The sequence below is a fragment of the Leeuwenhoekiella palythoae genome (assembly GCF_900130045.1).
GTDB lineage: Bacteria > Bacteroidota > Bacteroidia > Flavobacteriales > Flavobacteriaceae > Leeuwenhoekiella > Leeuwenhoekiella palythoae.
This window is the reverse complement of sequence record NZ_FQXT01000003.1, coordinates 656,081-678,358: the sequence shown is the minus strand read 5'-3', so window position 1 is coordinate 678,358 and position 22,278 is coordinate 656,081. Positions and strand designations below refer to the sequence as shown.

Sequence of the window (22,278 nt, the reverse complement as noted above, 5' to 3'; positions counted from 1 at the left end):
AACTAGGTTTGTTTTTCTTCTTCTTCAATTTCCTCCTCAGATATCAGGTAATGATCCTTACCCAAACCTACAATCGTTATAATATTGGTGACAGTGGTATAGAGTAGGAGCACAACAGTAACCATCATACCGCTTAATAAAGAGGATGAAAAGAGTGTTGCCCAATAAATATATTTAAACCAAAAGGTGGGTACTTGTTCAGATTCAGTAATTGGAATATTAAAAATCTGAAAAAGCACTAAGGCAAAAATAAATAGTACAGTATCTAATTTTGCAATATTCGCAACCTGCTTATAATGTGCTTTCTTTAATGTAGATCTTGAACTTGTGCTGATACCCAAGAGCGTGAGCAATAAGGTTAAAATGGTAGCTGAGCCCAAAACGATGGTATTGCACAGCATATTAATACCAGAAAGAGAGGCTTCAATAAGCACTTTACCTTCATAACCGCTGATGTTTCCTAATACAAAAACTGCCACTAAAAGAAATACAAAGGTGATCAAACCACCCATTAGAGCACGTTTGTTTGTGCTGATAAAGTTTTTCATCTTGTATACGATTTATCATATTTCAATTTGGTGTAAACCATCATTCCATTAAATAGAAAAGAAAGCCCATTGGTAATAATAATAGGCCAATCTTCTTTGAGAATGCCATAAATGGTCCAAGACCCTACACCTATTAATAGGCACATAAACATTGGTAAGGATATGTCTTTGGCAGATTTAGTGCGTAACACTTTATACACCTGAGGGAGTACTGCTATTGTCGTAAAAATGCTAGCTGTCGTTCCTACAATTGTTTCCATGTCCATGTCTAATATTCCTGATCAAAATTCTCAAATTGATAATCCTCTTGGTACTCAGCAATGCTTAAATTTTGAGCACGCTCAAACAAATGGGCTTCAGTTTCAAAGAAATGCATCATATAACCAGCGGTATTCACAAATAGGACTGCATCTCCAATTTCCGGAAGCTGTGGTAACATGATTTTGCGTTTCAATAAAATATCCCGCTCCAGACAATAGGCTCCTGTAAAATATACAGGAACAGGTTCAGCATTAGATTTTTGATGTTTATAGCTTACAAAAGGATCTAAAAGAAAATCGGCACTTGAACTTTTTAATTGGGACATATTCATTTCTAAACCTATAAGGTGATTTCCTTCTGCATCTATTTTGCGATGCGCTACACGGGCTACGGTAATTCCTACTTGATCCAGTAAACTACGCCCCGGTTCTAGACGTAATTCAATACTATTGGCTTGTAGTCGTTGAACAACAGTTTTATTATTTTGATTAGGCGTTTCCAAAATTTCTTTGAGAAAATTAGCCTTAGTATTCTCATTGTAATAGGGGTACGTTTGCAAATGTCCTTCAAGTTCCCCGTTGCGCATAGTAAAACCTAGACCGTCGTTATTGTAAGTAATTGAAGGATGCTGTTCTAAGACTGCTTGTTTTAGTACGTGTTGAAATGAGTCCCATTCTTGTTGAGATTGCAGGTAGTTCATCAATATTCCTCCACCTATATCAATAAAAGAAATAGGTAATTCAAGAGGTTTCAATATTTCGATAAGATCTAAGGTTTGATGAAGCGCTGTTCCACGTTGAGCGGTACTATAACCATCTAAATGAAAATGAAAACCTTCTAAACGAATTTTGCTTAAAACTGTAGCATCTTTAAAGTAACGTTCTATAAATTGAGTAACGGCTGTGATATCAAACCCGAAACGACTTTTTAATTGAGAACCTTGAAAATCAAATCCTGAAATGCGAATACCAATTTTTACTTTTTTATTAAATTGAGTAGAGAGCGCCAGAACTTGATCGAATTCATCTTGATTATCTATGATAAGTAAAACCTCTTGCTCAATAGCAGTTTGTAACAATTTTTTGTTTTTAATGGCAGCTGTAGAAATAAGTTTGTCTGAGCTGATATTAAGATCTAAACATTGTTGAAGTTCGGGGTAGCTGGCGGTATCAATACCTATATTCATTTGGGCTGCGGCAGGGATGAGATTCTTAAATTTATTTGCTTTTCTGGCAAAAAACAATTGATACTTGATCTGATAGGTATCTAAAATTTTCTGATACTCTTCTATATTTTCTTGAAATGCTTTTAAATGATGCAGATTTATTGGCGAACCATATGCCTCTAAGAGGTGCTCTAGAAGGTCAAAATTGCCTATAAGTTGATGCATCCATTGAGAAGTAATAGGAGTTAGTGCAGGTAAATTAGGATTCATAAGTAAGGTTGTAATTTTTGATTTCTTGAACGTTTTTTACAGTGTTACGCGCCCAGGCACTTGACGTATCGTTATGTGCTCTAGAAAGCGAGTCATTATCAAATAGTATATGTTCTGTGGGTGTACCATATAAAACGATGTTTTTTTCTATGGCTCCGGTAGATGAAATTGGGTGCCCTTCAATGGTACAGTGTAAATTTATCCAATCTTGCTCTTGAGGGGAAGAGAACAAAGAGGTCGTGCTATTTCCGTTAAAAAGTATTGCGGATGATTTGGAGAATTTCCGCGGTATTCGTGCATCAATCATAAAGTCTGCATCCTGCTTACGATCATTTAATATAACCGTCCACCCACGTTTGGTAAATACTGTACTCGGATGTCTTGCAAATGAAAAATTGAGAATTCCGGCCTGATGCAGGGCGAGCATTTTTTTAATATTTTCAATTGGAGGCCCATATGCAATCCGGTTGAAAAGTCCGAAATAAGTATCTTGAAACCGTTTTCTTGATTTAGAAGTTAGAAGCGCTGTTTGGTAAAGTCTATTGAACTCTTTAGAAAGACTCCTCCACGCACTTGCTGCAGCTACCCACGGACTTTGCGCATGATTTAATTCTTCAATCCAAAAATTCCAATAGTTTTCAGGTGAATTAGCGTAGTCTAGATTGGTATGTGCATCGGGGTAGAGGAGTTCATCTGCCTTAAAGGGAGCTATGGCCAAATTCAATCTATGAAAATCAGTTTTTGCTGTGTTAAAGTGTGCTACATCAGAAGGTGTATACTCAAACCCATACATTTTAAAAAGCATCTGATAATACGCTGATTCAATGTCTAGTTTGATCCAAGGCAGTATGTCCCTCTCAAAATCAACACGAGTATGCGAATTTAAAATTGAATCGATCTTATTTTTTAGAAAATGACTAGTTGAATTTAGCATATCTGCTTGATCCCCTCTTGGTACAATAGGAATACCAGAACGTGAATATGCAATTATCAATGCCGGCTCATGTCCAGATTTTAAATAATCGAAAGCCCCTGATGTATTTTTTTTAAATACCCCTCGACGCCCTTCAGTCAACTCAAGAATGGCATCTATGGCTGTAAGTCCCATACCCTTACACAACACGGTGGATTGAGGGGGAATAGGATTAAGGTTTTCGCAAAGTGGATAGACAAAGGGGATATAGCATTGTGATTCTTTCTTTTGCTGCTTACAGCTTTGAATTGCAGGGCTGTGGCCTGTTGTAATTAAAAGCGATTGAAAATGTATATCCCTGCAACAAGTGTTTTCTGTCAGCAATTTATAACCCTCTGTTTCTTTCAGGATATCAGTGACACAAGTAGTGTGTAGTTGAATATTAATTTTAATACGTGCAGCGCTAAGAATACGTTCAAAATAATACTGTAAATACCTTCCCACTACTGCTCTAGGAGCTACCTGTGAATCAACTTGCTCTTTAGGGAGATTATACGTTGAACTTAACCAATCACTAAAAGATTGAATAGGGATAAGCGGTTGCAAGGCATTTGATGGACTACAAGAAATATATTTGTTGGGATAGTTCATCAAAAGATATTCGGGCTGATTAGGATCATAGATCCACCCACTTGCAAAATTTTCAGTTTCGTTGAACATATGAATAGTTATAGCACTACAATTATCGCAACGATCAAGTTCAGCTACGAGCCTTTCAAATCCATAAAAGCCTTTAGGTCCTAAACCTATGATTCCTATGTGAAAATCAGCGAACTCCATTATTTTAGATGACTTTGAACCCAGTTTTGATTATAAAGCGTATCAAGATAACGCTCTCCTCGATCGCAAAGAATTAATACGCTTTTACTATTCTCAGGCAGTTGCTGCTGTAATTTTAAAAAGGCACTTAAGACTGCTCCTGAAGAACCGCCGGCAAGAATGCCTTCGGTATCTAAAAGCTTATGACATCCTTCAACACATTCCATATCTGAGATATGACACGCACTTTCAATAGCTTCTCTTCTCAAAAAATGGGAGGGTAGTCCTGCACCATGGCCTGGAATATGACGTTCTTGAGGTTTATGACCAAAAAGAACGCTTCCGACCGCATCTACCGCAATCATCTTTGTATTCAGTCCGTGCGCTTGAATGTAATTGGCACACCCCATCAGGGTACCGCAAGTGCTGGTTGCGGCGAAAACATAATCTACTTCCGGTAGCTCTTGATATATTTCTCGCATCGTACGATGATGCGCTTTCGGATTGGATTCATTTTGATATTGATTCGTCCATACCGAATTCGGGATTTCCAGAAGTAACTCCTGAATTCGAGCAAGTCGTGCCCCCAGATAGCCGCCATTAGCAATAGGTTTTTGTACATTATTAATTTTAGCCCCATACGCGTTTAATATCTTCAATGTATGCGGATTGGCTTTTGGATCTACTACGATAATTAGAGGAATGTTATAATAACAGCATACTTGTGCCAAACCTACAGCCATATTTCCGCTACTACTCTCAATCAAGGTAGTATCTTTTGTAAAATGACCTTTGCGAATTCCTTCTTCAACTATTGCTAAACTAGTACGATCTTTAATACTGCCACCAGGATTGGCCATTTCCATTTTAGCGTAAACTTCACGACCTGTAATAGAAGACAGTCGCTTGAGATGTATGAGTGGAGTGTTTCCGATAGTATCAAGCACTGAGGATTTTTCAATTCGACGTAGGGGCGGTGTGGGCAATTGCGTGTACATAGAGATTATGGTTAGTTATAGGATTGTTTACTTAAAATTATATTTCGCATCTTGTGTGAACTAGCAGAATAACAAATATTAACAGTAGCCCGTTAAAATGCTCTAAAATCTAGAATTAGTCACTATTAAGAACTTTAATGTTTATAATTTTTAGCAATAACTATTAAAATAGAATGAATATGGAAAATTGGCTTGTTGTTTCAGAGACTACAATAATCAAAGTGGTACTGTCAGTAATTTCTATTTTTACTGTGATGATTGTGATTACGCGTATCAATGGACTGCGTACATTTGCCAAAATGTCGAGTTTTGATTTTGCTGCGACCATAGCAATTGGTTCTGTACTCGCCTCAATTGTTTTAAATACAAATCAATCACTAGTTAAGGGGACAATTGCGCTCGCTTGTATTGTGGCTTTTCAGAGTATTTTTTCGTGGATAAGGCGAAAATCGAAAGCGATGCAACATTTAATATCTAACGATCCTGTGGTATTAATGTATCAAGGAGAGATTTTCTACGAAAATTTAAAGAAAACCAATGTTGGTGAAGATGACCTTATTGCTAAATTGAGAGAGGCCAACGCATTAAATTTTAAAGAAGTGTATGCCGTGATTTTAGAAACTACAGGTGATATGTCTGTATTACACGGACCCGATCATCAAAGCATCGATAAAAAAATTTTAAAGGGAATAAAAGGTTGGCCTACTTCTAGTTCTGATGATACTGTAGCTAAGCCAAATAAAAATTCAAATTTGTAGGAAGCCTTATAAGTTACCGATTAAGTCCCTCACTGTTTTATTAGTTGACGAAAAGTCAAACTTATACGAGGGGTTGTTACCTTTTTAGTTTTGGAAATGTTGTGTTTCCAAAACTGTTGTGTTTCATCTTTCATCACTAACAGACTCCCAGCGTGCAGCTCAATACTCACTTTGTTTTTGGTTTCATTATGCTTCAGATTGAATTTACGTGTAGCTCCAAAACTTAAGGTTGCAATAGTACCCTTGGCAACCAAATCACGCTCATCATCACTATGCCATCCCATAGCGGTAGCACCATCAGGGTAATAGTTTAAAAGGCAACTGTTAAATGTTTCGTGAAGCTGATCTTCCAATTTGGCTTTCAAATTCAGCAAATCTTGATTCCATATTTCGCACTGGCGCTTAGTACCTGAATAGGTATAGGTTAAGTCTGAATCTCCAAATAAAGCAGTTTTTCTTTGGGTGTAAATTGTCTTACCAAAAATTACAATTCGATCAGATTGCCAAGGAATTGTATTGGAGAAAACATCCATATAATATGCTTGCATTGTGACGTCAATGAATGAAGGATCAAATGCCACGCAACCATCATAAGGCAATAGGTTTTCTGTTTTATTTCTTGGAAGCATATTGGAATCTTATTTTGGCAGTATAAGATTTCAAGTTTAGGAAATAGTGGTGAATTATGGTTTTAAAAGTATCTTAAGATTAGTAAACCTTTAATTAACCTCTCCATATTTATGTACTACTCATAACTAGAGCATCTGGGCTATTGACCTCCTCCCATATTTAGGTACTGGTCATAACTAGAGAATCTGGGCTATTTTCATTGATTTTAATGTACTCATTGGGTGACATGTCACCCAATGAGTTGTGTGGTCTAAACCCGTTATAGTCTTCCCTCCAAATATCGAACTTTTCTTGAGCATCTTCCAAAGAGAAGAACCAGTTCGTATTTAAACATTCATCTCTGAAAGATCCATTGAAGCTTTCTATAAAGGGATTATCAGTAGGCTTTTCTGGTCTTGAGAAGTATAATTCCACATTACTTTCATAAGCCCATTTATCCAATACTTTACTGATAAATTCACTTCCATTATCTACTTTTATGCATTTAGGATAAACTCTTGCGCCAGAAACTAAATTATCCATCACCCTAACAACATCAATTCCTTTAAGAGATTTTCCTCTATATTGCTAAACATTTACGACTAGAATTATCCACTACAGTTAAGGCTCTAAAAACGGCTTCCATCGTAGAGCTGATCTGTTACAATCCCGAAAGCTTTCGGGACCATACGCCAGCACTCATGTAAACTAGAGGCATCACTGGGAACAGTTGTCTATGGGCTCCACACCGACTTCTTTTAGACCTCTTAGACCTGAGATTTAAACCTTCTTCGCAATACACGCTATAAACGCGTTTATTATTATCCATAAAGCCTTCCCAGCGAAGTAGGATATAGATCCTCAAATACCCATAGCGTACCCGTGTTGCTGCTATTTCTTTCATTCTCATGCGCATCAATTCATCCCCACGTTCTTTAGGGATATAATAAAAAACGCTTTTGTGCAACAATATTAGGCGTACACAACGGTTGATGGAAATATTATATTCCATTCGAATAGTGCTGATCATCTCCCGTTTTCGAGACGGCCTCAGAACTTTTTTTAATACATCCTGAAGAATCTGCTTGTCAAGACTTAAATCGGCTACAAGCTTTTTAAGCTGAGCATTCTCCTCCTCCAAGTTTTGAGCCTTCTCAGTTCAGAGACACCTAGACCATCGTATTTTTTATTCCAATTGTAAAAGGTAGCCTCGCTGATTCCAATCTTGCGACGGATCTCAGAAAGACGTGTTCCAGTCTCAACCTGTTAGATCGCAAATACAATCGGCGACTCGGTAAATTTTGATCGTTTAATAAACAAATAATCTATTTAAAGTTAACATTTATTTGCCCGAAATACTCTAGTTTTTATCAGTCCGATTTAATGGGGGGAGGTCAGGAGGAGGTCATTTTTAATGAAGCCTACAAATCAGAATAATAAATTACTCTATAATACTTTTCTAGCCAATAAAATTCATGACTGAATTTGAGCTAAAGGCTTGAAACACTCAAAACCGCAGCATTTTTGCTAGCGGTTTTTGTTTTAGAACTCAAATATTTGTTTATCGCACAAGTTATGCAAAGGGTTCATTTGTCACTCTATATTTTTCGATGCTATGATCATCTGGTAAATGGGTTATAGAATAAGTATTTGTACTGGTATCAAACGTAATAAATCCTGCATTATCAAAAGCTTTCAGAGCTTTTTCCATAGGCCAGATATCCCATTTTTTATGAAAGTAATTTGCATTATTAACTATTCCTTCAATTTTGTCTAATGGTGGTCGTACAAAACTATGTTGTTGGTGAAATGCGATAGCTGGTGATAAGCAAAATTTCATCCCAGCAGCTTTTGCTTTAAAAGCAAAGTCTGTATCCTCTGCTCCATATCCTTTGTATTCTTCATCAAAACCTTGAAGCGCTTTAAAATCTTGTTTAGTCATCGCAAAACATAAACTCCAGAATAGTTCATAATGGTCTATAAGAGTAACCTTAGAATATGCTGGACGTCGTGGATGCAATGTGCTTTTATCAATTAAATCTATTGTTTCAACCCGAGTTACTGGCTTCTTTAGATATCTTGGAGTTGCCATTATTAAACCTTTATATATATCCAATTGATCATTGAGGTTTTGGATATAATTATCCTCTGGTATACAATCTACATCTAGAAATAATAAATGATTAGTTTCGGCTAATTCAGCCCCTAGATTACGCGCATTAGCTATGGGTAATAAATTAGCTCTATCACTTAGTATATTATTTAAATTGATAGTCAGCGGGCCATTATAATCAAGTTTTAACTTGGGATCCATATTAATAATTATAAGCTCTTTGGGATGTATTGAATTGCGTTCAATACCAAGTATTAAATTATTAAGATGCTCTTGTCGGCCATAATGAATTGTTATTATACTACATTCTGCTATTGGTTTCATATTCTTTTTCTTTTGAAGCATTAATAACGGTTTTAAAAAAAACCTCAACTTGACCTGTCAGTTTGTTAACTGTAGTAAAATAATGCTCGGGTGTTTTATAAGGTTGAAAAGTTTTGGCCACCTTTATAAGATGATTTAAGTTATGTACATCAACTTTTTGGGCTATATTCAGTTTTTCAAGTATTCCAGCTGTAGTTTTTTGTTCTAAATAAGGGCGTTCTTCTGGAAATGCTAAAAATCTTTTTCCAAGACTTATCATCTTTAAAACCATATTTGTTCCACAACTTGCGATAACAATAGTTTTCTCGTGAATAAAATCTTCTACTCGATCTACAACACCTTGATAGGTTACATTTTCATTCTGAATACTATTTTCTACAGGTCCTAATACTTGTACACTGTAATCTGGATATTGGTTCAATAGTACTGGTAATAAATTTGTTATAGTTGTACCGCCAAAACCGGTAACAATAGTTATGTCGTAATAGGGTTTTACCGCTTGTATAGATTGAATTCCGGGTTTATTAATAAAACCTAAATAACATGTTTTAGCCACTATCCAGGCAGGTGTATCAATACTTTCAAAATCTCTAGGATAGTATGCCAGTAAAAAGAGCGCTCCCCGGTATGCTTCAACATGCGCAAGATCTGAGCGATTCCCGGGCATTCTTCGATATACATAAGGGACAGAAGATACTCGGGCTAATGCTGCAATTTCTACGCTTACATCAACAATTAGAAAATCTATTGAGAATTTTTGTAGTGCCTGTAGAATATACATGTTGCGTTTTAAAATCTTAGACAGACCTACAGGGGAATGATGTAAATAGCTCGGTTTATTGTAAGAATTTGGCATTAGCTCAGTGCCATCAAGATCCTCATTTGGTAATTGCTGCACCTCAGCATGATCCGGGAAATTATAATCAGAATCTGTAAGTATTAGACAATTTGAACCATAACCGTCGGCAAACCTACTTGCATAACGAGAATGCCCACTCCCGTGACTATGTGCGTAATACGCTATTCTGTGTGTCATATAAAAATTGGCTTATTTCTAAAATATGGTCATACAAGGCTATATAATCATCTACCATACGCTCATAAGACATATGCCCTTCTGCATAAGCTCTACAAATACTTGGATCTATATCCTTTACTTTATCTAGTGCTTTTGCAAGCTGATTGACATTTCCCTTTTCTACAATTACCGCTACTTTTTCACTTAAAATTTCGTTGACTGCTCCGGTATCAAAAGCGATTAATGGTGTTCCGGTTGCAAGAGTTTCTGCTAATACAAGACCATAAGGTTCATCCCATAAACTGGTAAATAAACAACATTCACTTTTCAATAATTCTTTATTTAATTCAGATTGACTTAAATGCCCTAAGAACGTCACAAGAGGATTATTTATATATTTTTTTATATAAGTATCATAATACTCTTGGGCTTCCTGATCTATAGGTCCTGCAATCCTAATTTCTTTGTTTTTTAATAGGGCAGCTTCAATAGCTAGATGTGGCGCCTTTTCTTTACATATACGTCCATACCAGAATACAAAAGAAGAAGACTTCTGAGTAACATACTCCCAGCGACTAACATCAATACCATTCCGAATAGTTGTACACGAGGGGATAAATTTTTTCCATTGCTTACAAAGACTATTACTCACTGAGGTATAATATTGATTGTGTAGATCTTTTAAAATAAGGTTTGCTACTTTTAAATCGGTTAAAGGTGGTGTATGCAAAGAGGTTATCACTTGTTGTGGTAGCATATTACCAAGCAATAAAGCCTGTATATTCAATGAATGATTGTGTACAATATCGTACTCCTTAGATTTAATTTGATTAAATACGCGACTATAGTTTATAAGATGTCCCAATTGTAAATTATTAAATATGGGATAATCTTCACTATTTAAATCTTCTATTACATCTCCTTTAAAATGATCTATCGCAATCAAGTTTGCTTTCGTCTGACTTTTATGATGTGCATATAAATCTACCTGATGACCACGATCTACTAATGCATCTACCAGAAGGTGAGTAATCATTTCTAATCCACCAGCATAAGGTTCTGCAATAGGAAATTTAGCGTGGGCAATTATTGCTATTTTCATAAATTTATTGATATAGTGTTAGCTAGTTGATTGTAAGAGTTTTTATACAGTTTTATATTAAAAAAATACATTCCGTAAGTCAGTAGTAAGCTGTAGCATAAAATTGAAAGTCCTAATAACTGCAGTTGATGATCAATAAATATCAATGCAATACACTGTATGGGTATTATTAGATAAAGACTATCATAAACAGGTTTGAAACGAGATTGAACTTTTGAAGTTCTTCTAAAAGGAAGTCTTGTATCTATAAAATAGGTGAGCCAGTATATACTTGACTGAAATGCTAAGCCTTGGTGCAATAAAAAAGCTTTTACTGCTAAGTAAAAAGTGGCTGTAGATTGTAAAAAACTATAAAATTTAGAAAGATGACTTGTAAGAAGTGAGACAATTGTTATGGGAACAATATAAAGCACTGATGCAGCGGTAACCAGATTAAAAGAAATTGATATCGCACTAGTTAAAAGAATTAAATACGAAAAGAAATTAAAATTAAACCAGCAGGTGAGTTGAGGTATAAGCTTTGCCTTTATCGCTAAGGGAAGCTTCTTAGACTTCAGTAAATAAATTAGATTTTGAAAATTTCCATAAATCCAACGTTCGCGTTGTTTAATAAACTCTGCAGGTGCATTTGGTGCTGTTCCAGCACCAATAACACGATCTATATATATAGCACTAAAGTTATTTTCAAATAATTGAATGCCAAGTTGAGCATCTTCTGTTATAGAAACAGTTGGCCAACCACCCAGTTTTTCTAATGATTTTTTATCTATTGCAGATAACGTTCCGGTAGGAAGACTTAGACTTTCGTTGGCTGCAAATTTTGAGTAAAACTCAAAATAATGATTAAATTCTGCATTGACAGGACAGTCTGTATCTAAGTTGTTGTAGTGTTGGGGGTATTGTATTAAATTATGCTTATTATGAATAAAATCACTATTTACAAATTTTAAAGCGTTTCTGCTAAGCTCATAATCTGCGTCTACAGTAAGTATCAAATCTGTCTGTGGTTGTATATACGGTAATGCTTTATTTAATGCCCCGGCTTTATAATCTTTTACATTTAAAAAATTTAAAAATTTAACCTGCTCTGAAAACTGCTCACAAAAGTTTTGTACAGGTTTCCAGTAATTAATATCTGGAGTATTGTTATATATAACTAAAACTTCAAAGTTTGAATAATTTTGATTTATAGCCGCTTGTATAGTTTTTAAAACAGTAGATACGGGTTCTTTATATATAGGAATGTGAATACTTATAAAGAGATCGTCTTCCACTACTTTTTTTTGCTCTAGACTTGAATTTGATCTCTTATTTCTAGTTTTGATAAATGCCAGTAGTGCAATAAATACAAAATTCAGGATTGCAAATATGTACAGATAAACTACACTAAAAAGCATCAAAATGATTATCCCTATTAAAAGGCTTATTAGTATTAATAGTTTGAAATACCGTAAAGTCATGGCTCAAGATTTTTGACCAATTTAGACTTAAATGGTTTATAATTATTAATAATTAAAGGTTAAAACATTGTAATACTTTCCCAATTATTATTTCATTAAGAATCATATTATTTTGACTTACCTATCAAAATAATGGTAATGTAACTGTATAATACCTCAATTTGTTTAGACCACTTTTGATTGATTCTTAATCTAATTTAAGCTGCATTCTGGTATTTTTCTATAGGTTTTTATTCTATTAATTCCTTGGGATCCCTATGGTGATATCTGTTTATCATGGCTTTATTCCTTTATAAAGCGTGATTCCGTTTTCTTCTATATTTTGGCAAATGTGCTAATATTTAATATACTTCTAGCAACGTTCAAAATAGATATTGTCAAGCGCCCATCCTTTTGCATCTATACTGAACTTTATTCTATTCTTTTTTAAATAGGATATATTCTAAACAGGTGAACTGGCTCCCTTGATCTGAATTAAGAATTTTTGACTACCCGTGCTATGACAATGCTTATTTCACTATTCCCAAACTACTATTGCTATCTAGTGTGTTGAATAGTTCCCAGCCAATATTTACTCGGCTAAAAACATCGATCACAGCCGTAAGATATATAAATCCCTATTGCAATGGGATATAAGTAATGTCAACTTCTCATACCTGATGGGTGCATACAATCTCTAAATTCTTTAAAAGCTAAGGGAAGATAATTTTTATCGCCTAGACAGGTCAGGTGACGCCTTGGATAGATGGAACTTATATTGGCTTTACGCATTATTCGCCTTACCTGTTTGTATCAGGCGTTATACCGTTTATCCTTAAGCATTGATTGTATAGTTACAACACCCGTAGTAGGCTCTTCTAGAATATGTTTATCCAGGAGTTTCATCATTTCAAGGCTCTCTAGTTTTTCTCCTTTTGGGTTATAGTAAAATGTGCTACGGTTAATTGCTACAAGCTTACACTATTCTTTGATACGTCAGCCTGTCTTTCCTTTGGTTGAAATAAGGCTAGGCCTTATTTCATCAGATCCAGTTTATTCAAGTTTTTTTAAGTCACGCTCGATCTCAAGCTTCCCTATTTTGCACAAAGCTTATTAAGATCAACGTCTTTTTCAGCAGGTATGTCTGTCTTTTTTCTTATCAAAAACATCGCTTGATTTCTCTAGAAATTCTTGTTTCCACAGGCTAAACTAATTAGGGTGAAGTTCAAACCGTTAGACAAGTTCAAAAAGGCTATAGCGCTCCTTTAAAGCTTCGATAGCTGCTATTAACTAGAGCTCAGAACTGAAATTTCTATGCATATTTCTTATTAAAGTTATTATTTAAAGTTATTAATTTTTCAACTAAAACACTGGTTCAGTTTTGTCGAGGTGATATATACCAATATAGTTATCAATACTTAAGGTTATGGTTTTTCCTGATAATTTGATTTTAGCAGAAATAACTGATTTACCACTACTGTTCTGTATGTTTGCTATGAGGTAGCAATAAGTTCTAATTATAGTTTTACTAATTAATTGGTTGACGAAATTATATGTAAACGTTAGCTGTAGCTAGGGATTCCACATTAATCCCTAAGAATTTGTTACCCTGAAAATATCCAATTACAGGGGGTAACCAATAGGGTAACTGTATTTTGACCTTTAAAGTGTATTTTGCTACAGGTTTAAAACAAAAAAACCCTCTAAACACTGAGTTTAAAGGGTTTTAACTTTTAAAGTGTCATTTGACATCTTCATCAGCGGAGAAAGAGGGATTCGAACCCCCGGAGGTGTGACCCTCAACGGTTTTCAAGACCGCCGCATTCGACCACTCTGCCATTTCTCCTTGAGTGTCTCATCAGCTATTTGCTGATTGCGGGTGCAAATATAGAAACATTTTTCTATTTGACAATGCACTTTTTTAAGGATTTTTTCGCTTAATTGTTTTTTCCGGTAATGGGAATTTTATCTCCCTTAAAATGAGGCTCTTTATTGATCAAAAGTTCGAGCCAGGCTTTTACATTTGCTGCAACTTCTCTAAATCTATTGCGGGATTCCAACTCATATTCGCGGCGATCACCGTTGTAACCATAAAAATTAAGGCCCATACGACGGGCAATGTAAACAGCTCGCGGCAGGTGAAAACGCTGCGAAACAACAATTGCATTATCTACCTCAAAAATATACGATGCGCGGTACACCGAATCATAGGTGTCAAACCCTGCAAAATCCATAAAAATATCTTCTTCGGGAACGCCGCGATCTAAAAGATAGTTCTTCATAGCAACGGGTTCATTGTAATTGGTTGTTCGGTTGTCACCGGAAACCAGAAAGCGTTTTATTTTTCCGCGTTTGTACAGTAGTAGGGCAGACTCAACACGGTCTCTAAGCATTGTAGATAGTTCGCCATTACGTCGCACGCTGGCGCCCAAAACAAGACCGGTATAGGTCTCAGGCAATGCATCTACCGAATCATAAATATAGGCTTCGGTTTCGTCATTGATATGATAGGCGAGAAAAGAGGTGAGCAGTAAGATCAATAATCCGAATAGGACTAAATAGCGCAACACACGTAAAGCAAGTAATTTCTTAATCGGCATAAATAAAAAGCATAGCAACTTCTAAACTGTAAACTTATCATTTGTTTTAATGCAAACGTAATCTAGAGGTAACAACGTATGTAATAAATGAGGTAAAGTCTCTTAAATAGTTGAGATTTTTAATGGTTAGATAAGAATTCCTTAGCTTTTTATAAGCCAAGAGCAAAAGTAAGACAGTATCTTTACATAAAATTGTACCCAAATGAATGTGATCTCCAGTCTAAAATGGCGCTACGCAACTAAAAAATTCAATGATTCTAAAATCCTTTCGGAGGATAAGCTTGATATCTTAAAGGAAGCATTTAACCTTACAGCGACGTCTTACGGATTGCAACCGGTGCGTTTGGTAGTAATTTCAAATAAAACACTTCAGCAGCGCTTAAAAGAAGCCGCAATGAATCAAAGTCAGGTGCTAGATGCCTCTCACGTATTAGTAATTTGCGTTGAGCGTAAAGTTGAAGCACCTTTTGTAACTAACTATTTTGACAGGGTGAAAGAAGTGCGGGAAACTCCCGATGCCATTCTCAAACCCTTTAGAGAAATGCTAGAGCAAAAATTTGATAAACAGCCTAAGGCTGATACTCGGGAATGGGCTATTCGTCAGGCTTATTTAACTTTAGGGAACTTACTCACCGTTTGTGCATTAGAAAAGATAGATGCCTGCCCTATGGAAGGCTTTGAACCAGAAAAATTTGACGAAATCCTCGAACTCAAAAAACACAATCTTGCTTCTGCTTTAGTGTTGCCGGTGGGATACCGCGCCACTGACGATATGTTTGCCGACTTTAAAAAAGTGCGCCGTCCTCAAAAGGAAACTATAATCCACTTATGATTGATAAAACCTGTTAATCATAATTGGTTCTAAAATGGGCATATTGTATTGATAGGGATCTTCGTGATCTAAATAGCGCATTTTGTATTCAAAAGAATCGTCAGGCTTTAAAATGGGCATTAATGGTTTAAATCCGTTGGGTTTTTGCTGAAGGAATTCAAAAGTTTCAAACCGGTCTTCAAAATCATTTAAATCAGAAATTGAAAAATCCTGTTCATTAAGATTTAAAGGTTGATTAGTGACCAAAGAATCAGGCTCGGTCAGATGCATTTGAGATGCTATCTGGGCTTGCATGAGACTTCCGAAGCCAAAAATGAGTAAAACCGAAGCGTAACGTTGTGTGCTCATAAAATCGTTTTTTGAATGCTTGTATTCAAAATACGAAAAAAGAGAAGCAGCGTGACAGTTCTTTCTGAAAATTAAGCGTTTAATAATGTACGCGATCAGCAATTTCAAGTCCGTAGCCTATCATACCTACGCGTTTGTGCTCCTCGCTGTTGGATAATAATTTGATCTTAGAAATACCTAAATCGTGTAAAATCTGCGCACCAATACCAAAATCCTTCAAATCCATTTTAGGATGTGGATTGGGTTGGCGTCCTGATTCTTGACGTTCTTTAAGATCAGCAAGACGATACAAAAGTTTACTTGCAAAGTTTTCCTGATTGATGAACACCACAGCGCCCTTTCCTTCCTTATTGATCACTTCAAAAATCTGATCTAGTTTGGTATCCGGTTGTTCGGTAAGTGTGCTTAGGATGTCATTGTTCACAAAAGTTGAATTTACGCGTACAAGCACCGGCTCATCATTAACCCAAGTGCCTTTGGTAAGCGCAATATGAATTTGGTCATTTGTGGTTTGCTGGTACGCACGCAGTCTAAATTCACCATAATGCGTTTGAATCGTAAAATCTTCTTTCTTAACAATCAGCGAATCGTGCTGCATGCGATAGGCAACAAGATCAGCAATAGAAACGATTTTTAGATCAAATTTTTTAGCGATCTCAGCAAGTTGAGGCAATCTAGCCATCGTCCCGTCTTCATTCATTACTTCGACGATCACCCCGGCAGGAGCAAATCCTGCTAAACGGGCAAAGTCAATTGCAGCCTCGGTATGACCGGTTCTGCGTAAAACTCCACCTTCTTTGGCTTTTAATGGAAAAATATGTCCGGGTTTTGTGAAATCCCAAGGTTTCATTTCAGGATTGGTAAAGGCTTTAACTGCTTTTGCCCGATCTAAAGCACTTATACCTGTGGTAACGCCGTGACCTTTTAAATCAACCGAAACCGTAAATGCAGTTTCCATAGGGTCGCTATTGGTGCCTACCATCATTTCGAGTTTCAGTTCTTTACAACGTTCTTCGGTGATAGGCGCACATATAAGGCCGCGGCCGTGCGTCGCCATAAAGTTTATAGTTTCGGCAGTAACCATTTCAGAGGCAGCTAGAAAATCACCTTCATTTTCCCGATCTTCATCGTCAACAACAATGATTACTTTTCCCTTTTTGATATCTTCTATCGCTTCAGGAATGGTATTTAATTGTATTTCTTTGGTAAGCGTTTGCGCTGCCATAATTGAATTTTTAATGGTAAAAGAATGCTAACTCTATATTTAAAAATCGAAGCATTTCTTATCAATTTTCACATCGTTAGGCGCTAACTTAACGATAACGTAAAGGTACGATTTAGGCAGCTTTTAATTGGCACCGCCAAAGGCTTTAATACTTCGTCCCGATAGCTATCGGGATGCCTCAAAATTGAAAATATGTTTCCAACTAATGTCTCACGGCCTAACCCTGAGGTAGTTTACTGAAAATCTTAAGCAAAATTAATACTGCTTAAATGTTTTTGTGTAAGGTTTCTGCTGCTTCTTTAAAAGTGGAAGAGTAGCCGTATGCTTTGTAGTTAGCGATAATATCTTCTAATTCCCGTTTTGTTTTTGTTTTAAGAATCGCTTTTTCTGAATTGCTTAGATTGAAATCAGCCAGCGGTTGCTCAGGATCAACTTTTTGATCTTTTTTCTTTTGGAATAATTTTTTAACCGGATCTAAAAATCCGTCAAGGTCAAAGAGTCCTTGGTCAGTTGTAGCTCTATAGGTTAAATAAACGCCTAACGGAAATAGAATTAAGGTGCTTAACCAACTTGCCAACCAAGCGGCAACGCTGCCGTCTTCGGCGCTGTTTTTGGCGAAAATTCCTATGAAATGATACGTGAGGAAGAGCACCACTCCCACAACAATAGGAAGTCCAAGACCACCTTTTCTGATGATTGCACCTAACGGAGCCCCCACAAAAAATAAGATTACGCAACCAAAGGCTAGCACAAACTTTTCGTGCAGTGCGATCTCATATTTGCTCAAGGTTTTCACTTTAACCGAATTATCGGTTTTTCGATTTTTAATAGAAGTGATGGTGTTCTTAACCGTGGTTTTTGCATAATCTAACACTTGAATTTGCTCAGAAAACTCAAAATTTTCAATAAGATCAAGATTGAGCGTTCGCGTAGTATCTCGCGGAATATTTTTAAGATATGAAGTGTCTAGTTTGCGCAACTGCATTTCGCGTACCTGAGCTTTTCCTAAGGAAGCTAGATAGGTGTTGTAATTTTTTGAAATATCAACCAGAGTATCATTTAGCTGCCTCACTGTAAGCATAGTGTAGGCATTGTCTATACTCTTTTCATCCATATCTACATTATCAATCTCAGAGAGGTCAATATTGATCGTGTAGGTCTCAAAATAACTTTTGACGAAAGGTTCGCGTTTTTGTTTTCTAAAATCTTTTTGCTCGACCTCGTCATAGTAATTTCCGTCAATCAGTTTTAACGAAAGCACGTTGTCGCCTTCAGCACTAATGAGTTCGCCTTCACGCGCTTTGATCACCGTGTAATTACCCACGCGGCTGGGATCTTTTTGATAGATGATCACATCTTTTAAAAACTGACCTTTGTCTCCTTGTTTATCGGCGACTTTCATCACATAATCTTCACCAATCGTGGTGTATTGCCCTTTTGTGATCGCCATCGCAGGTTTTACCTGAGCGATGTTTCGGCGGAGGTTAAGCGACTCAAACTCTGCAGCAGGAATCACATAGTTTGCAAACAAAAAGGAGATTCCTGCCAGAGCTAAAATGAAAATTGTGAGACTGCGCATAGCGCGCTGTAACGAGATTCCGGTAGATTTCATCGCGGCAAACTCATAATTCTCAGCAAAGTTTCCGAAGGTCATAATACTGGTAAGCAAAACCGTTAACGGCAGTACCAATGTAACCAGGCGGGGAGAGAAATAGAGCAGGAATTTTACGATGATCACGAGATCAAGATCTTTGCCGGCCAGCTCTTTTATATAAAGCCATACCGTCTGAAGCACAAATATGAACATCAAAATGATGAACGTGCTTAAAAAATTCTTGATAAAAGTGAGTAGTATGTACCGGTCAAGGATCTTCAAGAGGAAACTAGTCTAAATTATTGATGTAATAATCTCCGTATTTTGAAGCGTCAAAGGTAAAAAGATTACCCGGTAAAGGTTGGTCTGTCTTAAACGAGTTGACCGTAATGGTGATCTTACTTCCGTTGTTTTGGGTCATAATCAAGCGATAAATGTGCTTGGTTTGTGCGTCAACGCCCAATAAAGCCGATTTTAATTCGCTGTTAGAATCCATAGGCGTAAGCTTCACATATTGAATTTTACGACCATTTACATTTTGCTCAATATCCCATTTATAGGTGTAGCCCTCGTTAAAAAATGTAAGCATTTTAGAAGGCGTAATGGCATCGTCATCTCCCGGATCTTGAGTAGAAATGGTGATCTCTTCATCTTCAGGAACGATAGTGTATAATTTTTTACCATCATACATTTGTGTAGTTCCCATCAGATTTAATTTGTATTTATCACCATCTAAGGTCACATCACCACGCGTTTCCTGATTGATTCCGGCGGCATCATTAGACAAACCGTACTTAAAATCAATAAACATATTGTCATAGGTTTTTACCTTAGCAGAAACCTGATCTAGAAGTTTTTTGGCTTTAGCATCCTGTGCAGATGCACTGCTTACAGAAACCAATGCAATTAGGGCAAGCGTAAAAATCTTTATTTTAGAAAAATTCATGTTATTCATTGTTTAATTGTTGATGTAATGCATTCATATCAGACACGAGTACCTGTCTTGCTTTACTACCTTCAAACGGACCAACAATACCGGCAGCTTCTAGCTGATCTATAATTCTTCCGGCACGGTTATATCCTAATTTTAATTTCCGTTGTAATAAAGACGCACTTCCTTGTTGCGCTGTTACAATAACTTCGGCAGCTTCCATAAACAAGGCATCCCGGTCGCTTGCATCTATATCAAGACTTGTGCCACCTTCTTCACCTACATATTCAGGAAGTTGATGAGCCTCAGGATACGCTTTCTGCGAGCCGATAAAATCTGTGATTTTTTCAACTTCAGGAGTGTCTACAAATGCGCACTGCACACGTATTAAACTATTTCCTTGGGTAAACAACATATCACCTCGACCTATTAACTGATCTGCACCCTGACTGTCAAGAATGGTACGCGAGTCAATCTTTGATGTCACTCTAAAGGCAATTCTGGCAGGGAAATTGGCTTTAATAATCCCCGTGATCACATTCACCGAAGGTCTTTGGGTGGCTACGATCAAGTGAATGCCAATAGCCCGTGCCAGCTGTGCAAGACGTGCAATAGGTGTTTCAACTTCTTTACCGGCGGTCATAATTAAATCGGCAAACTCGTCAATTACCAAAACGATATACGGCAGAAATTTATGTCCGTCGTTAGGATTGAGTTTGCGCCGCTTAAACTTGGCGTTGTATTCCTTAATGTTACGCGCCATCGCATCTTTGAGCAGGTCGTAACGTTTATCCATCTCAATACACAACGAGTTGAGCGTATTGATCACTTTAGTATTATCAGTGATGATCGCGTCTTCAGAATCTGGTAATTTCGCCAGATAATGGCGTTCAATTTTATTAAATAGAGTAAGTTCAACTTTCTTGGGATCAACCAATACAAATTTGACTTCCGCAGGATGCTTTTTGTACAGTAACGAAGTAAGAATCGCATTCAATCCTACCGATTTACCCTGACCGGTAGCACCCGCCATAAGTAAGTGCGGCATTTTTGCCAGATCGACCACAAAGGTTTCGTTAGAAATGGTTTTACCTAATGTAAGCGGGAGTTCCATTTCTGCATTTTGAAACTTTGGCGAGGCGATGGCTGAACGCATAGAAACAATACGCGCATTCTTATTAGGAACTTCAATACCAATGGTACCTTTTCCGGGGATAGGAGCAATGATACGAATACCCAATGCAGCTAACGAAAGCGCGATATCATCTTCAAGATTTTTGATTTTTGAAATACGTATTCCGGCCTCCGGAACGATCTCGTATAGCGTTACCGTAGGACCAACGGTCGCTTTAATATGCGCAATATCAATCTTGTAGTTTTTAAGCGTATCTACAATGCGATTTTTATTTTCTTCAAGTTCTTCCTGATCTACGGTAATGCTTTGACCTTTGGTATAATCTTTAAGCAATTCGATCGTAGGGAAGCGGTAATTGCTGAGTTCTAGGGTTGGGTCAAACTCTCCAAAATCCTGTACGAGTTTTGTACTTAAATTTTCAACGACTTCCTCTTCCTCGACAGTTTCTTCAATTTCGATTTCAAAATCTTCGTCTGCATCTTTTGGAGTTTCTTTTTCCTTAACCGGAGTAGGAGCCGGAGCAGGCTGAGCAGGAGTTGTTTTTAACTGTGGTTCTTCAAGTTCTTCCTCTGGAGCTTCTTTTGGTAATTCGATATTATCCTTATCAAACGCCGTATCTACAAACTCATTATCTTCATCGTCTTGAGAATTAAATTCTGAGGCAAAGGCTTGCTTTCGCTTTGCGAAAAAGTGCGCAATATGCTCAGGGGTCAGTTTTAGCCTTACGGCGAAATATACAATCGCAACAAACGCAAGGACCAAAATGGTACCAATCAGCCCGATAAAATCCTGAAGAAAATCATTGAGTTCAAAACCTACCATTCCACCAAGTAACGGACTCGTTTCTGAGAAAAAACCTAAAAAGGTTGCAAACCAAAGCATCACAATGATGCCCCAAAACCAAAAAGATTGAAGTCGTTTTTTAGGCTTGTCAAAAAAGTAATAGAATCCGGTTAAGGTAACCAGAACTGCAATGGTAAACGCGGCAAGCCCGAAGCCTTGATAAATAAAGAAATCTCCTAAGGCTGCACCAAATTTGTTTAGCCAATTTTGAGATTGCAAACTGCGATCGCTTAGATCGTTGAGCGTACTCTGATCTGCCTGCCAGCTGAAAAAATAGGAGATAAAAGAAAACAACAATGCTAGTCCCAGTAGGAATAGAAAACTTCCCAGAACGATCTTTTGTTGTTTAGACAGTACAAAAGAGATTTTTTTGGACTGCTTAGTCGTTTTAGATTTTGCTTTAGTTTTAGTCTTTTTTCTGGCCATTATAAGC

The 22,278-nt window shown here is 36.8% G+C and carries 20 protein-coding genes, 1 tRNA gene and 1 pseudogene; 2 read left to right on the top strand and 20 right to left on the bottom strand.

The annotated features are described in order from the left end of the window. Positions 1 to 2: 2 nt before the first annotated feature. From BUA96_RS10155 to sbnA, 5 genes are read right to left on the bottom strand one after another with little or no spacing between them, the layout of a single operon-like run. Positions 3 to 548, bottom strand: a complete 546-nt coding sequence (locus BUA96_RS10155; RefSeq protein WP_072982743.1) for a hypothetical protein — start codon at positions 546 to 548, stop codon at positions 3 to 5. Next, positions 545 to 808 (bottom strand): SemiSWEET family sugar transporter, encoded by a 264-nt coding sequence (locus tag BUA96_RS10150; protein ID WP_167596704.1) that lies wholly within the window; start codon positions 806 to 808, stop codon positions 545 to 547. The genes BUA96_RS10155 and BUA96_RS10150 overlap by 4 nt, the downstream gene beginning before the upstream one ends. An 8-nt stretch (positions 809 to 816) precedes the next feature. Further along, entirely contained in the window at positions 817 to 2,244 is a 1,428-nt protein-coding gene (locus BUA96_RS10145; protein WP_072982739.1) for a Y4yA family PLP-dependent enzyme, read from the bottom strand. After that, positions 2,234 to 3,997: an FAD/NAD(P)-binding protein gene (locus BUA96_RS10140; protein WP_072982737.1), complete on the bottom strand. Its 1,764-nt coding sequence runs from the start codon at positions 3,995 to 3,997 to the stop codon at positions 2,234 to 2,236. Before BUA96_RS10140 ends, BUA96_RS10145 begins: the two co-directional genes overlap by 11 nt. Further along, positions 3,997 to 4,974 (bottom strand): 2,3-diaminopropionate biosynthesis protein SbnA, encoded by a 978-nt coding sequence (gene sbnA / locus BUA96_RS10135; protein ID WP_072982736.1) that lies wholly within the window; start codon positions 4,972 to 4,974, stop codon positions 3,997 to 3,999. The genes BUA96_RS10140 and sbnA overlap by 1 nt, the downstream gene beginning before the upstream one ends. A gap of 179 nt (positions 4,975 to 5,153) precedes the next feature. Here sbnA and BUA96_RS10130 point away from each other — a divergent pair, with 179 nt between their 5' ends. Next, positions 5,154 to 5,732 carry a DUF421 domain-containing protein gene (locus BUA96_RS10130; RefSeq protein ID WP_072982734.1) on the top strand — a complete coding sequence of 193 codons (579 nt, stop codon included), beginning with the start codon at positions 5,154 to 5,156 and terminating at the stop codon, positions 5,730 to 5,732. A 29-nt stretch (positions 5,733 to 5,761) separates the two neighbouring features. Here BUA96_RS10130 and BUA96_RS10125 read toward each other — a convergent pair whose 3' ends face one another. From BUA96_RS10125 to BUA96_RS10080, 10 genes and pseudogenes are all read right to left on the bottom strand, one after another. Next, positions 5,762 to 6,361, bottom strand: coding sequence for an alpha-ketoglutarate-dependent dioxygenase AlkB family protein (locus BUA96_RS10125; RefSeq protein WP_072982732.1), 600 nt, complete (start codon positions 6,359 to 6,361; stop codon positions 5,762 to 5,764). Positions 6,362 to 6,521: 160 nt separating this feature from the next. Then, complete coding sequence (locus BUA96_RS17480; protein ID WP_394365242.1) at positions 6,522 to 6,884, bottom strand: integrase core domain-containing protein; 363 nt, start codon at positions 6,882 to 6,884, stop codon at positions 6,522 to 6,524. Positions 6,885 to 7,002: 118 nt separating this feature from the next. Continuing rightward, positions 7,003 to 7,245: an IS3 family transposase gene (locus BUA96_RS17475; protein WP_394365243.1), complete on the bottom strand. Its 243-nt coding sequence runs from the start codon at positions 7,243 to 7,245 to the stop codon at positions 7,003 to 7,005. A gap of 200 nt (positions 7,246 to 7,445) precedes the next feature. Next, positions 7,446 to 7,592, bottom strand: a pseudogene (locus BUA96_RS17470) (transposase); the annotation flags it as partial. A 322-nt stretch (positions 7,593 to 7,914) separates the two neighbouring features. After that, a complete protein-coding gene (locus BUA96_RS10105; RefSeq protein ID WP_072982729.1) occupies positions 7,915 to 8,799 on the bottom strand; it encodes a glycosyltransferase family 2 protein in 885 nt (294 codons plus the stop codon). Continuing rightward, the gene (locus tag BUA96_RS10100; protein ID WP_072982727.1) at positions 8,756 to 9,814 is read right to left on the bottom strand and encodes a hypothetical protein; all 1,059 of its coding nucleotides are present in this window, start codon (positions 9,812 to 9,814) and stop codon (positions 8,756 to 8,758) included. Before BUA96_RS10100 ends, BUA96_RS10105 begins: the two co-directional genes overlap by 44 nt. Then, positions 9,783 to 10,898: a glycosyltransferase gene (locus tag BUA96_RS10095; RefSeq protein WP_072982725.1), complete on the bottom strand. Its 1,116-nt coding sequence runs from the start codon at positions 10,896 to 10,898 to the stop codon at positions 9,783 to 9,785. Before BUA96_RS10095 ends, BUA96_RS10100 begins: the two co-directional genes overlap by 32 nt. Beyond that, the gene (locus BUA96_RS10090) at positions 10,895 to 12,358 is read right to left on the bottom strand and encodes a glycosyltransferase (RefSeq protein WP_084673116.1); all 1,464 of its coding nucleotides are present in this window, start codon (positions 12,356 to 12,358) and stop codon (positions 10,895 to 10,897) included. Before BUA96_RS10090 ends, BUA96_RS10095 begins: the two co-directional genes overlap by 4 nt. A gap of 1,740 nt (positions 12,359 to 14,098) precedes the next feature. Next, positions 14,099 to 14,183: transfer RNA gene (locus BUA96_RS10085), tRNA-Ser, on the bottom strand. A 91-nt stretch (positions 14,184 to 14,274) separates the two neighbouring features. Continuing rightward, positions 14,275 to 14,937 (bottom strand): SanA/YdcF family protein, encoded by a 663-nt coding sequence (locus BUA96_RS10080; protein WP_072982722.1) that lies wholly within the window; start codon positions 14,935 to 14,937, stop codon positions 14,275 to 14,277. A gap of 202 nt (positions 14,938 to 15,139) precedes the next feature. Between BUA96_RS10080 and BUA96_RS10075 the strand changes: the two genes are divergently transcribed. Beyond that, positions 15,140 to 15,769, top strand: coding sequence for an NAD(P)H-dependent oxidoreductase (locus tag BUA96_RS10075; RefSeq protein ID WP_072982720.1), 630 nt, complete (start codon positions 15,140 to 15,142; stop codon positions 15,767 to 15,769). Here BUA96_RS10075 and BUA96_RS10070 read toward each other — a convergent pair. The 5 genes from BUA96_RS10070 to BUA96_RS10050 form a co-directional block, all read right to left on the bottom strand. Beyond that, positions 15,764 to 16,117: a hypothetical protein gene (locus BUA96_RS10070; protein WP_128755678.1), complete on the bottom strand. Its 354-nt coding sequence runs from the start codon at positions 16,115 to 16,117 to the stop codon at positions 15,764 to 15,766. The genes BUA96_RS10075 and BUA96_RS10070 overlap by 6 nt on opposite strands. A gap of 79 nt (positions 16,118 to 16,196) precedes the next feature. Beyond that, on the bottom strand, positions 16,197 to 17,342 hold the full coding sequence (gene ribB, locus BUA96_RS10065; RefSeq protein ID WP_072982717.1) for a 3,4-dihydroxy-2-butanone-4-phosphate synthase: 1,146 nt from the start codon (positions 17,340 to 17,342) through the stop codon (positions 16,197 to 16,199). A 265-nt stretch (positions 17,343 to 17,607) separates the two neighbouring features. Beyond that, positions 17,608 to 19,218 (bottom strand): LptF/LptG family permease, encoded by a 1,611-nt coding sequence (locus BUA96_RS10060; protein ID WP_233430631.1) that lies wholly within the window; start codon positions 19,216 to 19,218, stop codon positions 17,608 to 17,610. Positions 19,219 to 19,225: 7 nt separating this feature from the next. Continuing rightward, complete coding sequence (locus BUA96_RS10055) at positions 19,226 to 19,891, bottom strand: outer membrane lipoprotein periplasmic chaperone LolA1 (protein WP_072982715.1); 666 nt, start codon at positions 19,889 to 19,891, stop codon at positions 19,226 to 19,228. Continuing rightward, positions 19,884 to 22,271 carry a DNA translocase FtsK gene (locus BUA96_RS10050; protein WP_072982713.1) on the bottom strand — a complete coding sequence of 796 codons (2,388 nt, stop codon included), beginning with the start codon at positions 22,269 to 22,271 and terminating at the stop codon, positions 19,884 to 19,886. The genes BUA96_RS10055 and BUA96_RS10050 overlap by 8 nt, the downstream gene beginning before the upstream one ends. Between the last annotated feature and the right edge of the window lie 7 nt (positions 22,272 to 22,278).